This is a genomic window from Pseudomonas sp. NY15181, assembly GCF_048068055.1.
In the GTDB taxonomy this organism is placed as follows: Bacteria; Pseudomonadota; Gammaproteobacteria; order Pseudomonadales; family Pseudomonadaceae; genus Pseudomonas.
Genome location: NZ_JBLUPT010000003.1, coordinates 318,999 through 332,325 on the forward strand (window position 1 = coordinate 318,999; position 13,327 = coordinate 332,325).

Here is a 13,327-nt window from a genome sequence, read left to right on the forward strand (position 1 = left end):
GCATGAAGCGACTGGCAGGACTGACTGCGCTCGCCCTGGTCATCGGCAACACCTCCGGCTGCGGCTGGCTGTGGGGCCCGGATGGCTATTTCCGTGACCGTGGCGACGATTACCTCAATGCCCGCGAAACGGCGCCGATGAAGGTGCCCGAAGGCCTGCAGAGCAAGCCGCTCGACCCGTTGCTGCCGGTGCCGATGAACGTCGCCACCAGCACCGAGAAGGAAGGCGAGTTCGAAGTGCCGCGTCCGCAGCCTCTGGCTGGCGGCGCTGGCGAGGTCAGCGACTTCAGCCTGCAGAAGAGTGGCGATTCGCGTTGGCTGATCGCCCAGCGTCCGCCGGCGGAAGTGTGGCCGGTGGCCCACCAGTTCTTCCAGGACAACGGCTTCTCCATCGCCAACGAACGCCCGCAGACCGGCGAGTTCAGCACCAACTGGCAGCCGTTCTCGCAGCTCTCCGCGCCCCTGACGCGCCGCCTGAGCAGCCGCGTCTCCGGCGTCGAGCCCGACAGCGAAGCGCGTGTGCGCGTGCGCATCGAGCCGGGCGTGGAAACCAACACCAGTGAAGTCTACGTGCTGAGCGAAACCCGCCCGGCCGGCAGCACCGCCAGCGCCGACTGGCCGTCCAAACCGGTGGTTCCGAGCCTGGATGCCGCGCTGCTCGACGAAATGCTGGCCAGCATGGCTACCAGCGCCGAGAAGGGCGGCTCCGTCTCCCTGCTCGCCGCGCACTCCGCCTACGACACGCCCGGCACTGCCGAGCTGAGCAAGGACGGCAGCGGCAACCCGGTACTCACCGTGGATTCCGACTTCGACCGCGCCTGGGTCAGCGTGGGCCGTGCGCTGGATCGCGCCGACATCCGTGTCGACGACCTCAACCGCAGCCTGGGCGTGTACTACGTCAACATCGCCGAAGGCGCGAAGAAGAAGGACGAAGACAAGCCTGGCTTCTTCAGCCGCCTGTTCGGCGGCGGCGAGAAGACCAAGGAAGAGGAAGACGCCAAGGCGCAGCGCTACCAGCTTCGTCTGACCAGCGTGAACAACACGGTGCAGATCACCGTCGACAAAGACATCAACACCTCCGCGCCGGCCGATGTCGCGCAGGGCGTGCTGGAAAAACTCCAGGAGAGTATGCGGAATGCACTTCGCGGTCCTGGGGAGCGGAAGCCGGGGCAATTCGGCCTTGGTGAGCAGCTCTGACACCCGGATACTGATCGATTGCGGCTTTCCGCTGCGTGAAACCATCCGCCGTCTGGCACGCCTGGGCGTAGAGCCCGGGCAGCTGGACGCGGTCCTGGTCACGCATGAACACTCCGATCACATCAACGGCGTCGAACTGCTGGCCCGGCACCATCGAATACCCGTGTACCTCAGCGCCGGCACCCTGCAGGGAATGCGCAAGCCGGTGGAGCCGGCGGCGCTGCTCAAGGGCGGCGACCGCCTGGTACTGAAAGACCTGGAAGTCACTGCGGTGAGCGTCTCCCACGATGCGCGGGAGCCCCTGCAGTACGTGTTTTCCGATGGCCGGAAGCGCTTTGGCCAGCTCACCGATCTGGGGGCCGCCACGGCGCAGGTGCTGGAGTGCTATCGTGGCCTCGATGCGTTGATCATCGAGGCAAACCACGATAACGACATGCTGGCCCGCGGTCCGTATCCCTACCCACTCAAAGCCCGCGTCGGCGGCCAGTGGGGACATTTGAACAACCGGCAGGCCGCCGAACTGGTGGCCCAGCTGGGCTGGGAAAGCCTGCAGCACCTCGTGCTGGCGCATCTCAGCGAAAAGAACAACTCGCCGCAGCTGGCCCGGCAAAGCTTCGTCGACACCCTAGGGTGCGACCCGGACTGGCTGCAGGTAGCCGATCAGCATTCGGGACTCGACTGGCGCACCATCGCCTGAGCCCATCCATTCAAGCAAGCGGAGCCCATCATGGAAAAACGCGAAGAACTCTATCGCGGCAAGGCCAAATCGGTTTACACCACCGATGACGCCGACCGCCTCGTCCTGCTGTTCCGCAACGACACCTCGGCGTTCGACGGCAAGCGCATTGAACAGCTCGACCGCAAAGGCATGGTGAACAACAAGTTCAACGCCTTCATCATGCAGAAGCTCGAAGCCGCCGGCATCCCGACCCAGTTCGACGCTCTGCTGTCGGACAACGAAGTGCTGGTCAAGAAGCTCGCCATGATCCCGGTCGAGTGCGTCGTGCGTAACTACGCCGCCGGCAGCCTGGTGCGCCGCCTGGGCGTGGAAGAGGGCCTGCAGCTCACTCCGCCGACCTTCGAACTGTTCCTGAAGAACGACGCCCTGGGCGACCCCTTCATCAACGAATCCCACGTCCAGGCCTTCGGCTGGGCGACCCTGGAGCAACTGGCCGAAATGAAGGCCTACTCCTTCAAGGTCAACGAAGTGCTGAGCAAGCTGTTCGACGACGCCGGCCTGCTGCTGGTGGACTTCAAGCTGGAGTTCGGCGTGTTCCACGGCAAGATCGTCCTGGGCGACGAATTCAGCCCGGACGGCTGCCGCCTGTGGGACAAGGAAACCCGCAAGAAGATGGACAAGGACCGCTTCCGCCAGGGCTTGGGCGACGTGATCGAGGCCTACGAAGAAGTGGCTCACCGTCTCGGCGTGCCGCTGTAAAACGGCGAAATCACGCAAGCGCCTGATACCACGCAAAAAAATCCGAAAACAAAGCTTCGCGTTCGGACTTCAAGCTGGTATCATGCGCGCCGCACGGAGAGATGCCGGAGTGGTCGAACGGGACGGATTCGAAATCCGTTGAGTCAGCAATGGCTCCTAGGGTTCAAATCCCTATCTCTCCGCCATTACATATGGCCGAAGCCCCTGAAATTCCTAGAGTTTCAGGGGCTTTGTCTTTTCCGGTCCGGTAATTTTCCGCCTGCCGCTTCAATCACCCGCAATACCCATCCATCTTCTCCCGATTCCGCTCCGTAGGCTCCGCCTGATACTGCTGCCGCCAGAACTGGCACGGCGCGCTGTTGAAGCGCTTGTCCTGTTCTGCTTTCTCGGCCTCGCGATTCTGTTGTTCCTGCACGGCCTGCTGACGTTGCTGGTATTGCTGGAACATTTCTTCATTGCTGCGAGGGGCAGGGGGAGCGGCGGGAGGTGTCGCTGGCGGTGCGGCGGGATAGCTGCTGGCCAGGAAGGGCGGAAGCGCGCGATAGATCAGCCAGCCGGTGGCGGCCACGGCCATGCAGCCGAGCCAGATGCCGGCGGCGATGCCGAGAGCGAGTTTCCAGGCGCTGAGGTGGGTGGGTGTCTGGGACATGGGAAGCGGGAGTGAGTGGGCGGGCCCCACTGATACCCCATCGCTGCCGATCAGGAAAGAGCTGGGCCCGCGACGCCGCAGTGGCGTCGCGGGCGCGGCTTCACTTCTGCGCGGAGGACTCGAAGGCTTCCATGGCGCGCAGGGAGTAGACGTAGGCGGCGCCGGCGTTCATGGCGATGGCGGTGGCCAGGGCCTGGGCGACTTCGGCTTCGGTGGCGCCGGCCCGGCGTGCGGCTTCGGCGTGGACGCCGATGCAGCCGTCGCAGCGGGTGGTGATGGCCACGGCCATGGAGATCAGTTCGCGGGTCTTGGCATCCAGGGCGTCACCGTCGGCGGCTGCGGCGTCGAGGGCCTGGTAGGCGGCGATCATCTTCGGGTGTTTCTTGCCCAGGGCGCCGAAGGCTTTCTTCACGGCGGGGACGTATTCGGACCAGTTGAACAGCATGGTGCTTCTCCTTGAGGCCACGGAAGGAAAGGGTGTGGCCTTGAAGCTTAGTCTGCGTCAGTCGGTCGGCCGGGTATTGTCTGTTCCGCTCGTTTTTTACATCCCACCCGGAGCGATCAGTAGGCGTCGAGGATTTCGTAGCGCTGGCGGGTATTGCCCTGGCCGATTTCCAGTTCGTCGCCGGGCAGGCGATGGAGCAGGGCGCTGCCCAGTGGGGCGCGGCTGGTGATGACGAGGATCTCGATACCCTCGTGTTGCACTTTTACGCCGGCCGCATCGGGCCCGAGGAAGACCCAGCGGTGCTGGCCACTGTCATTGACCAGTTCCACCAGGGCGCTGGTCTGGATGCCCGACTGCTCGTCGAAGTCGCGCAGTTGCAGGTTCTCGAACAGGGACAGCGCCTGGCGGATCTCCTCGACGCGGCGCGATTGGCCGGCGGCGAGGTAGGCCGCTTCGAGGCCGAGGGTGTCGTACTTGTTCTCGGCGATGTTTTCTTCATGGGTGGCCGTTTCATGGGCCGTTTTGGCGGCGCGCACGGCGATCTCCAGGTCTTGCGCGAGCCTGGCGAGAATGCGTTGGTAGACCTGCTGCTTGTTCATCACGGAGGAGTCGTCGGTCGGGCTGTGTATCCTGCTGGCTTTAGCGCCGTGCGGCGACTGGCGCTGCCAGGGGAGGGTGGCTGGTTCGTGTTTTATCAGCATTTGATGGTATATTTGCTGAAAGTACACAATTAGGAGATCGCCATGAGCGCCCTGTTACGCGAAAGCCCCGCAGCCGATGCCGTTCTGGCCAAGGCGGTACTTACGGCTCGCGAACATCTGGCGATGACCCAGCAGGAGCTGGCGGCGATCGTGGGGGTGGAACGTAGCGCCGTCAGCCGCTGGAAGCAAGGCGGCCTGCGGGTGGACAGCAAGACCGGCGAGCTGGCCCTGCTGCTGGTGCGGGTCTACCGCTCCCTGTTCGCCCTGTTCGGCGGCAACCTGGAGGACATGCGCCACTTCCTGCGCACCGAGAACCGTCACTTGAGCGGCGTGCCGCTGCAATTGATGGAGCAGGTGCAGGGGCTGGTGGCGGTGGTCGAGTACCTGGACGCTATCCGGGGCAAGGTCTGAATGTCCTTCGAGGTGGGCGCCCGCATCTGGGCCAGACATGAGTCAGAGTCGGTCATCAGCCCCATCCGTGGGCGCCTGGTGCGTCTGGTGGAGAGCCAGGGCCAGGTAGCCACGCTGCAACTGGTGGACACCCTGGAAGAACAGGCGCTGCTGGAGGAGTTGCTGGAAACCAGCAAGCCGCGCATGCCGCCGCCCGCCGAGCACCTGCACTATCTATTGAAGACGCCGTTCCGCTATCCGCCGTTGCGCTGGGGCTCGCGCTTTGGCCGGCGGCATGAGCCGAGCCTGTTCTATGCGGCGCTGAAACTGGATACGGCGATGGCGGAGTCGGCCTTCTACCGCTTCGTGCTGTGGGAGGGGATGGGTTCGCCGCCGCCGAGCGGGCGAATTCTCTCCGAACATTCCTCCTTCGAGGCGCGCTTCCAGGTGCAGCGCGGCGTGCGCCTGCAGTTGCCGCCGTTTCGCGAGTACGAACCGGCGCTGCGCGATCCCTCGGATTACCGCGTCGCCCAGGGCCTGGGCAGCGCAATGCGCGAGGCCGAGGTCGAGGCATTCGAGTACCGCTCGGCGCGCTGCCCGCACGCTGGGGTGAACGTGGCGTTGTTCGCGCCGTCAGCCTTCACCGAGAAGCGTCCGCGCAACCTGATGCCCTGGCTGTGCGAGACCACTGCGGAGTACGTCGCCTTCAAGCATGCCCAGGTGCCGGATACGCCGCGCCTGTTCCCGCGCGCGCAGTTCCTGGTGGAGGGGCGCCTGCCCTATCCGGCCTGACCGTTTGTCGTGCCGCGGCATGCCGTCGCGGGCATCGGTGTAAGGTGCGGGATGGTCACGCAGGGAGTGCCAAACCTTGGATATACGGATAGCGGTCCACCCCATCGACAGTCGTCGCTGGCGGGTCTACCTGAACCAGTTCTTCATCGATTGCGATAGCCGCAGCGCGGCTGAACGCGCTTTCGCGCGGGCCTGCGCCGCTGAGCGGCAGTTGGCCCTGCTGCCCAGCCCTCCTACGGTCATCCGCTCCGAGCGGCGGCGATCCCGGCGGGTGGAGTGGGCATGAAACGGCTGATCCTCCCTCCATCGAGCCCGCCCCGGATGATCCGGATGTCGGCACGGGCCTCGCCTGGCTGATTCGATTGCCGTTCGCTTTTCACTCCGCAATCTCCTTTCCGCCGCCCTTAAACGGGGCGGTCGGCTGCACCCTGGCGCGCACTTGTGCACAACGCTGATGCGCGCTGTCAAGCCCCTGCAATATTGCATTCTGCCACTTGCTTGTTTCTCTTGCGTTTTTTAACTTATTGAAAAATAAAGAGAATTTTAGTTGGTGAAAAAATCACCAATCTGTCGCGCACCCCCGTCTGGCTGGGGGTGGGGCGCTTTTTCATCACGTTTTCCACCAAGTTATCCACAGCTTCTGTGGATTGTCCCGAGCGCTTGCTCAGGAGCCCTGTTCCAGGGCCTTTACAGGTGACAAGGCGCCTCCAGGTGGCCGCTGTTAGTATTGCGCGATTGTTTGTCACACCCCGGAGTGCCGCATGCCCCTCGACCTGTCCGCCTTGTTGCTCGGTGCGCTCGCCGGCCTGTTGCCCATGGTGGCGCTGGCCTGGCGCCTGCAGTCGCAGCGTGTCGCCACGGAGCAGGAGGCGGCCCTGCTGCGCGAGCGCCTGGCCAATGCGCTGCTCGCGCAGGACGGCCTATCCGCCCAGGCCGAGGCGGATCGCGAGGCCTTCCAGCGCCTGAGCGGCCGGCATGGCGAATTGTCCGCCGAGTCCGCCGCGTTGCGCCGCGAGGTCGAGCTGGGCAAGCAGGAGCGCGAGCGCCTGGGCGCGGCGGAGCAGGACTGGCAGGCCGAGCGCGCGGACAAGGAGGCTGAACTGCGACGCCTGTCCGCCGAGCATGCGGCCTTGTCCGCCGAATTGCGCGAGCAGCAGGACAATCACCAGCAGCGCCTGGGCGATCTGCAATCGGCACGGGATGAGTTGCGTGCGCAGTTCGCCGAGCTGGCTGGGAAGATCTTCGACGAGCGCGAGCAGCGCTTTGCCGAATCCAGCCAGCAGCGCCTGGGGCAGCTGCTCGACCCATTGAAGGAGCGCATCCAGTCCTTCGAGAAACGCGTGGAGGAGAGCTACCAGGCCGAGGCCCGCGAGCGTTTCTCCCTGACCAAGGAGCTGGAGCGCCTGCAGCAGCTGAACCTGCGCCTGGGTGAGGAGGCGACCAACCTGACCCGCGCGCTGAAGGGCCAGAAGACCCAGGGCAACTGGGGCGAGCTGGTACTGGAGCGGGTGCTGGAGCACGCCGGCCTGGAGAAGGGCCGCGAGTACGAAACCCAGGTCAGCCTGCGAGCGCCGGATGGCGAGCGCTTCCAGCCCGACGTGCTGATCCGCCTGCCCGGCGACAAGCAGGTGGTGGTGGACGCCAAGGTCAGCCTGACGGCCTACCAGCAGTTCATCGTCGCCGAGGACGAGGTGATCCGCCAGCAGGCGCTGAAGGCGCACGTACTGTCCCTGCGCAACCATGTGAAGGGGCTTTCCGGGAAGGATTACCGGCGCCTGGAAGGGCTGCACAGCCTCGACTTCGTGCTGTTGTTCATGCCGGTGGAGGCGGCCTTCTCGGCGGCGCTGCAGGCCGAGCCGAACCTGTTCCAGGAAGCCTTCGAGCGCAACATCGTGATCGTCAGCCCGACCACCCTGTTGGCCACGCTGCGGGTGATCGACAGCCTGTGGCGCCAGGAGCGGCAGAACCAGAACGCCCGCGAGATCGCCGAGCGTGCCGGGGCGCTGTACGACAAGTTCGTGCTCTTCGTGCAGGACCTGGACGAGATGGGCACCCGCCTGCAGCAGCTGGACAAGGCCTACGCGGCGGCGCGCAACAAGCTCAGCGAAGGACGCGGCAACCTGATCAGCCGGGCCGAGCAGGTGAAGCTGCTGGGCGCGCGAGCGAGCAAGAGCCTACCGACGGATTGGCTGGAGCGGGCGTTGAGCGATGATTCGCCGTTGGTGGAGGAAGGGGAGTAGGTGTAATTCGCGGGATCGATCTGGAGCGTAGGGCGTATAACGTTCGACGTTATACGCCGTTTGACCACGGCCCCCGAGCACTCCAGGGTCGGTCCGAAGCCGCTGTTTCGATGCACTCCGAGCTTGGCAATGGCGCCGACAATGAGCGCGGTGTATCGGCGTACAACCGCGAACGGTTGTACGCCCTACGGATATGCCGACCGTTGACTCAGTTCGTCAGAACAGCGAGTAGGGCTTGCCCGCTGTGCCATCGGCGAAGCGCCGCAGCCTGAAGGCATGCAGGTCCATCCCCGGTTGCCCTTCGAGAATCCACCGGCTCATCAACTGGCCGACGATGGGCCCCATCGCGAAGCCATGCCCGCAGAAGCCTGTCGCCACCAGCAGGCCCGGCACTTCCGCCGGAGCATCGAGCACCGGGATGCCGTCGGGCAGCACGTCGATCAATCCGGCCCAGCTTTCCACCACCTTCACATCCCGCAGCGCCGGGAAGGCTTTCGCCAGGTTCTCCTGTGCAGCAAACACGCGGGACATATTTGCCTTCACCTGCGGATCGCGCTCGCCCAATACCGGGCCATTGGTGTTGCGCTCCGAGCCCGGCAGGCGCTGGCGCAGGTCATGCAGCAGCGCGCCGTTGAGCTTGAAGGAGAAGCTCGCGCGGTTGGCCGGCAGGTGTGGCAAGTAGTGCTTGGCGCCGCGCAGGTAGTCGAGGCTGAGGTCGATGTCGGCCTGGGTTTCGTCGGCGAGGTTGATGCTGCCGTCGGCGCGCTGGCGGAAGCCGATCCCGTGACCGATGAAACTCTGCGCGCCGACGTCCGGGCCGGGGCTGGTGCGCGAGACGGTGCAGCGTACGGCCTGCTGTGGCAGTTCCAGGCCCAGGCTTTCCACCAGGCGCCAACTGCTGGCGCCGGCGCAGACCAGCAGGTGCCTGGTCTTCACGTAGCCACGCTCGGTCTGCACGCCGCAGACGGCGCCGGCGGCGCGATCGATGCCGGTGACGCCGCAACCTTCGACGAACACGGCGCCACGTTCGATGGCGCGCAGGGCGTAGCCGGGAGCGACCCGGCGCGGTTCGGCCTGGCCGTCATTGGCGGTGTACATCGCCCCCAGTCCGGGATCGGACAGTGATGGCATCAGCTGCGCCACTTCAACGCGACTGAGCAGGCGGGTGTCGAGGCCGAAGTTGTTGGCCACCTTCAGCCAGTCCTCGTACTTGTGCTGCTGCTCCGGGGTTTCGGCCAGGTACAGGCAGCCACCCTGGCGCCATTCCAGCGGCAGTTGCAGCTCTTCTTCGAGACGCTCCCACAGCGGAATCGCCGCCATCATCAGCGGCACTTCCGCCGGGTCGCGCGCCTGCTGGCGGACGAAGCCCCAGGCGCGGGTGGACTGCTGGCTGGCAATGCCGGCCTTATCCAGCACCAGCACGCTCATGCCCTGGCCGGCGAGGTACCAGGCGGTGGCGCAGCCCATGATGCCGCTGCCGGCGATGACCACGTCCACCTGCTCCGGCAGGCGCTCCACGCGGGAGGAAAGGGCGGGGTGAAGCGGGTAGGTTCCCATCGGCATTCGGCGGCGTCCCTGTATCGAGTGGCGGATGCCGCAGTATGCGATTGGCGTGCGCCGCGCAACCACTGCGCGGGCACGCGGACAGGAGGCTACGAGGCGCGCGCGGCCCGGCTGGCGGCCGGCGAGCGGGCCAGGTAGTCCAGCGCTTCCTGGGTGTTGGCTTCATGGTCCGGGTGGTACCAGGGCTTGAAGTAGCGCAGGAAGCTGGTGGCCACCGAGCTGATCTTCGGCAGCACGCCGGATTTCGAGCCGTCGCGCCAGATCGCGGCGAAGGAGCGCGGCCGGGCGATGCTCGGGTCCTGCCGCGACAGGGTGCGGGTGCCGAAGGCGAACAGGTAGATGATCAGCGGCCACACCACGAACATCCACAGCTGGCGACTGATGAAGCTGCCACCCAGGTGGACGTGCAGGTCGTGGGCGACGTTGCGGTGCTCCACTTCCTCGGCGCCGTGCCAGCGGAACAGGTCCAGCAGCACCGGGTCGGCCTTGGCGCGGTCCAGCGCGTCGGCTTCGAGAATCCATTTGCCCAGCACGCAGGTGAAGTGCTCCACCGCCGCGACGATGGCGCAGCGCTGGCCGATCCACCAGCGCTTGAGCCGTGCGCTGCGGTTGAACAGGTTGAAGCCCAGCGGCGTGTCGCTGAGCAACTGTTCGAACAGGTAGTCCATGACCTTCAGGTAGCGGGTGGAGTCGATGCCGTGGTGGCTCAGGTAGCGCTCCAGCGCGCCCGAGTGGGCGCGGGCGTGCATCGCTTCCTGGCGGATGAAGCCCTGCACGTCGTCGCGCAGGCGGCCGTCCTTCACGAAGGGCAGGGCCTTGTTGTACAGCCGGCAGAACCACAGCTCGCCGGCCGGCAGCATCATGTGGATGACGTTGACCACGTGCGAAGCCTCGGGCTCGCCGGGAATCCAGTGCAGCGGCGAGTCGCTGTAGTCGAACTGCACCTTGCGTTGCACCAGCTTGTGTTGATGGTCGTTCATGAGGATTCTCAAGCAGTCAGGTTGAGGCGGGCCAACAGGCGCGACAGCCAGGGCATGAAGCGCCATTGCAGGGCGCCCAGGTGCACTTCGCTGCCGACCTTCAGCACCGGCTGGTTGCGTTCCACCGCGCGGGCGATGCGTTCGCCGATGGTGTCCGGGCTGAGCCGGCGCCGACGGTAGAAGCGCTGCACTTTCGCGCGATGCCTGGCTTGTTGTTCGTCGTCGAGGCCGGCGAAGCGCGTGGCCTGGACGATGCCGGTATCGACGAAGCCCGGGCACGCCGCGCTGACGCCGATGCCGTGGCCGGCCAGCTCGGCGCGCAGGCATTCGCTGAGCATCAGCACCGCCGCCTTGCTGGTGGCGTATGCCGGGTAGTTGCGCGACGGCGCGAAGGCCACGCCGGAGGCGACGTTGACCAGGTGCCCCGGCTTGCCGCTGTCCACCATCTGCTTGCCGAACAGCCGGCAACCGTCGATCACGCTCCACAGGTTGATTCGCAGCAGACGATCCCATTCCTGGGGCGTGGTCTTGAGCATCGGTCCGGCCATGCCGATGCCGGCGTTGCTCACCACCACGTCGGGTACGCCGAGGCTGCTCTTCACCCAGAGGGCGAAGCGTTCCATGGCGGCGCTGTCGCCCACGTCCACGCAGTAGCTGTAGGCGCTGGCGCCCAGTGCGCGGGCTAGCTCGGCGCTGCGTTCGGCGGCGGCCGGGTCGATGTCCGCGGCCAGCACGCTGGCGCCGCGTTCGGCGAAGCTGAGCAGGGTCGAACGGCCGATGCCGCCGCCCGCGCCAGTGACCACGACCAGCTTTCCGGCGAAAGGCCCGGCGCCGGGTTTCAGCGTGGCGCGCTGCAGCTCGGGGCCGGCCTCGCCGCCTTCGATGTGCTGGACGAACTCGCCGATCCAGCGCGCCAGTTGCGTCGGCTCGGCCAGCAGTTGCCAGTGCCCGGCGGTGACGTCACGCCGCCACAGGCGCGGCGCCCACAGCGAGAGCTGCTGGAACAGTTGCTGGCCGACGTAGCGGTCGCGGGTCGGCACGATCAGTTGCACCGGTACTTCGGTGTGGCGCCTACGTGGCTTGAAGATCGAGGTGATGAAGTTGGCCCGGTAGAGCTTCACGCCGTGTTCGCCGTCGCTGGCCTGGTGCGGGTTGCGCGACGGGTTGCGGATGCCTTCGACTTTGCGCAGGTACTGCGGCCACAGCTTCGCCGCGCCCAGGCGCCAGGAGATCGCCGGCAGCAGTGGCAGGTGGAAGTAGTAGATGTACCAGGAGTGCAGCAGCTGGCTGAGCATCTGCAGCAGCGCACGCGGGGTCTTGCGCCGCAGGCGGTCGCGCATCCAGAAACCGACGTGGTCCAGGCAGGGCCCGGAGACGCTGGTGTAGGAGGCGATGCGCGTGCGCAGCTCGGGATCGGTGACGCTCTCCCAGGTCTGGATCGAGCCCCAGTCGTGGGCCACCAGGTGCACCGCGCGCTGCGGGCTCACCGCATCGAGCACGGCCTTCAGGTCCTGGCTGAGCAGTTCCAGGCGGTAGTCGCGGGTCCTGCGCGGCTTGTCCGATTCGCCGGCGCCGCGCACGTCGTAGGCCACCAGCTGGAAGCGCCCGGAAAGCTGGCGGATCAACGGCAGCCAGACTTCGTGGTTGTCCGGGTAGCCGTGGACGAACAGCACCATCGGCAGGTGCGCCTCGCCCCAGCGCCAGACGGCCAGGCGCACGTCGCCGGACTGTGCCTCCAGGCGCTCGGGCGTCGGCAGCGGGTTTTCCAGCATCGCGTTCATGCCACCTCCCGCCGCGCCGGGGCGCTGATCAGGCCACGGGCGACCCAGCGGCGCACGTGGGGCAGGTCGTCGTCCAGCCAGTAGGCATCGTCTTCGGTGACCACCAGCAGCTCCTCGAACTTGGCGCCCACGCCGCGCAGGCCCAGGTGCGGTTCCACCGCCCAAAGGCCGGGCGTCGGGGCGTGCTGCGAGCGGTCGTTGCTCGACCATAGCGGCGACCAGCCTTCGCGGCGGCCGGTGATCAGGGCGTTCTTCATCAGGGTGGCGATGTTGCGCACGCCGAAGCGCGCCAGCGAAGGGCCGCTGTTGCGCGCGCCGAGTTTTTCCACGCGGTGGGCCAGCACTTCGAAGGGGTAGGCCTTGTGCCGGGGCAGGGTGCCCTGGCGCTGGCAGAGGCGGTCCACCGACTGGCTGACCTCGGCCAGCGGCAGGCGCTGGCGCACCTGCTCGACGATCAGGTTGCGGTGCGCCAGCAGGTCGTCCATCAGGCGCTCCACCAGCAGGTTGTGGCCCAGTGCGCCGGAGTAACCGACGTCTGCGGTGTAGGCGCCCAGGGTCGGCGCGCAGTCGAGGATGAAGGGCATGCCTTCCTCCAGGCGCTGCTTGCCGGGGTAGAAGGCCAGGTTGAAGCCGCCCAGATGGCGCAGGCCGTCGAAACCCCTGAACGAGGTGCGCGGGCCGAACCAGGCGAAGGGCTGGTGGAACCAGTCGCGCACGCCGTGATCGAGCAGCCAGGTCTTCATCAGGGCAGCGGTTTCACGCTCGCTGATGCCCGGGCGCAGTTCGCCGGCAATGGTTTCGCAGCAGCGGTAGGCCAGTTGCTGAATCTCGCGGAAGTGCCGCAGGTCTTCGGGAGTGGGCACCCAGGCGCCTTGGGACATGACTTTCTCCAGGCTGGTTGTTGTTATCGTTACATCGAGCAATGTCACGATCGATGCTGACCCATCGGTGGCCGTTGCGCCATGCCGTGCGCGCCGGGCCAGGAGTGTTACCGCAGCGGCAAGCCGCTGGCGGCGCGGCTTGCGGGCGAGAGGGGGATTTCGGGCGGGCGCAGTTCCCGTCTTTGGTTGGGCCGCCGGGCTGTGCGGCGGATCACTTTGGAATTAGTGCTTTGGATTGTGGCGCGGCGGTGACGCTGGCTATCATCCGGCC

At 66.2% G+C, this 13,327-nt stretch carries 13 protein-coding genes and 1 tRNA gene; 7 read left to right on the plus strand and 7 right to left on the minus strand.

Annotated features, from left to right (window positions below; genetic code table 11):
* Positions 1–2: 2 nt before the first annotated feature.
* The 4 genes from bamC to ACNFBT_RS10155 all read left to right on the plus strand — a co-directional run bounded on the left by bamC (position 3) and on the right by ACNFBT_RS10155 (position 2,819).
* Entirely contained in the window at positions 3–1,196 is a 1,194-nt protein-coding gene (gene bamC / locus ACNFBT_RS10140) for an outer membrane protein assembly factor BamC (RefSeq protein ID WP_416748889.1), read from the plus strand.
* Positions 1,135–1,893, plus strand: coding sequence for an MBL fold metallo-hydrolase (locus ACNFBT_RS10145; RefSeq protein WP_416748891.1), 759 nt, complete (start codon positions 1,135–1,137; stop codon positions 1,891–1,893). Before bamC ends, ACNFBT_RS10145 begins: the two co-directional genes overlap by 62 nt.
* Before the next feature lie 30 nt (positions 1,894–1,923).
* Complete coding sequence (gene purC / locus ACNFBT_RS10150) at positions 1,924–2,634, plus strand: phosphoribosylaminoimidazolesuccinocarboxamide synthase (RefSeq protein ID WP_416748893.1); 711 nt, start codon at positions 1,924–1,926, stop codon at positions 2,632–2,634.
* A 95-nt stretch (positions 2,635–2,729) separates the two neighbouring features.
* Positions 2,730–2,819: transfer RNA gene (locus ACNFBT_RS10155), tRNA-Ser, on the plus strand.
* Positions 2,820–2,905: 86 nt separating this feature from the next.
* Here the strand turns inward: ACNFBT_RS10155 and ACNFBT_RS10160 are convergent.
* The 3 genes from ACNFBT_RS10160 to ACNFBT_RS10170 all read right to left on the minus strand — a co-directional run bounded on the left by ACNFBT_RS10160 (position 2,906) and on the right by ACNFBT_RS10170 (position 4,327).
* Positions 2,906–3,283 (minus strand): hypothetical protein, encoded by a 378-nt coding sequence (locus tag ACNFBT_RS10160; protein WP_416748895.1) that lies wholly within the window; start codon positions 3,281–3,283, stop codon positions 2,906–2,908.
* A gap of 100 nt (positions 3,284–3,383) precedes the next feature.
* Positions 3,384–3,728, minus strand: coding sequence for a carboxymuconolactone decarboxylase family protein (locus ACNFBT_RS10165; RefSeq protein WP_207885013.1), 345 nt, complete (start codon positions 3,726–3,728; stop codon positions 3,384–3,386).
* Positions 3,729–3,844: 116 nt separating this feature from the next.
* On the minus strand, positions 3,845–4,327 hold the full coding sequence (locus tag ACNFBT_RS10170; protein ID WP_416748897.1) for a GreA/GreB family elongation factor: 483 nt from the start codon (positions 4,325–4,327) through the stop codon (positions 3,845–3,847).
* Between the two features lie 144 nt (positions 4,328–4,471).
* On the opposite strand from ACNFBT_RS10170, the gene ACNFBT_RS10175 reads away from it, so the two are divergent.
* The 3 genes from ACNFBT_RS10175 (at position 4,472) to rmuC (ending at position 7,851) form a co-directional block, all read left to right on the plus strand.
* Positions 4,472–4,840 (plus strand): antitoxin Xre/MbcA/ParS toxin-binding domain-containing protein, encoded by a 369-nt coding sequence (locus ACNFBT_RS10175; RefSeq protein WP_416748900.1) that lies wholly within the window; start codon positions 4,472–4,474, stop codon positions 4,838–4,840.
* On the plus strand, positions 4,841–5,611 hold the full coding sequence (locus ACNFBT_RS10180; RefSeq protein WP_416748902.1) for an RES family NAD+ phosphorylase: 771 nt from the start codon (positions 4,841–4,843) through the stop codon (positions 5,609–5,611). It begins immediately after the preceding gene.
* A gap of 875 nt (positions 5,612–6,486) precedes the next feature.
* Complete coding sequence (rmuC, locus tag ACNFBT_RS10185) at positions 6,487–7,851, plus strand: DNA recombination protein RmuC (protein WP_416749454.1); 1,365 nt, start codon at positions 6,487–6,489, stop codon at positions 7,849–7,851.
* A gap of 216 nt (positions 7,852–8,067) precedes the next feature.
* Here rmuC and ACNFBT_RS10190 read toward each other — a convergent pair whose 3' ends face one another.
* From ACNFBT_RS10190 to ACNFBT_RS10205, 4 genes are all read right to left on the minus strand, one after another.
* Entirely contained in the window at positions 8,068–9,414 is a 1,347-nt protein-coding gene (locus ACNFBT_RS10190; protein WP_416748904.1) for an NAD(P)/FAD-dependent oxidoreductase, read from the minus strand.
* A gap of 89 nt (positions 9,415–9,503) precedes the next feature.
* Positions 9,504–10,394 carry a metal-dependent hydrolase gene (locus ACNFBT_RS10195; protein WP_416748906.1) on the minus strand — a complete coding sequence of 297 codons (891 nt, stop codon included), beginning with the start codon at positions 10,392–10,394 and terminating at the stop codon, positions 9,504–9,506.
* A gap of 8 nt (positions 10,395–10,402) precedes the next feature.
* Positions 10,403–12,175 (minus strand): SDR family oxidoreductase, encoded by a 1,773-nt coding sequence (locus ACNFBT_RS10200; RefSeq protein ID WP_416748908.1) that lies wholly within the window; start codon positions 12,173–12,175, stop codon positions 10,403–10,405.
* On the minus strand, positions 12,172–13,056 hold the full coding sequence (locus ACNFBT_RS10205) for a M24 family metallopeptidase (RefSeq protein WP_416748909.1): 885 nt from the start codon (positions 13,054–13,056) through the stop codon (positions 12,172–12,174). The genes ACNFBT_RS10200 and ACNFBT_RS10205 overlap by 4 nt, the downstream gene beginning before the upstream one ends.
* Positions 13,057–13,327: the final 271 nt, after the last annotated feature.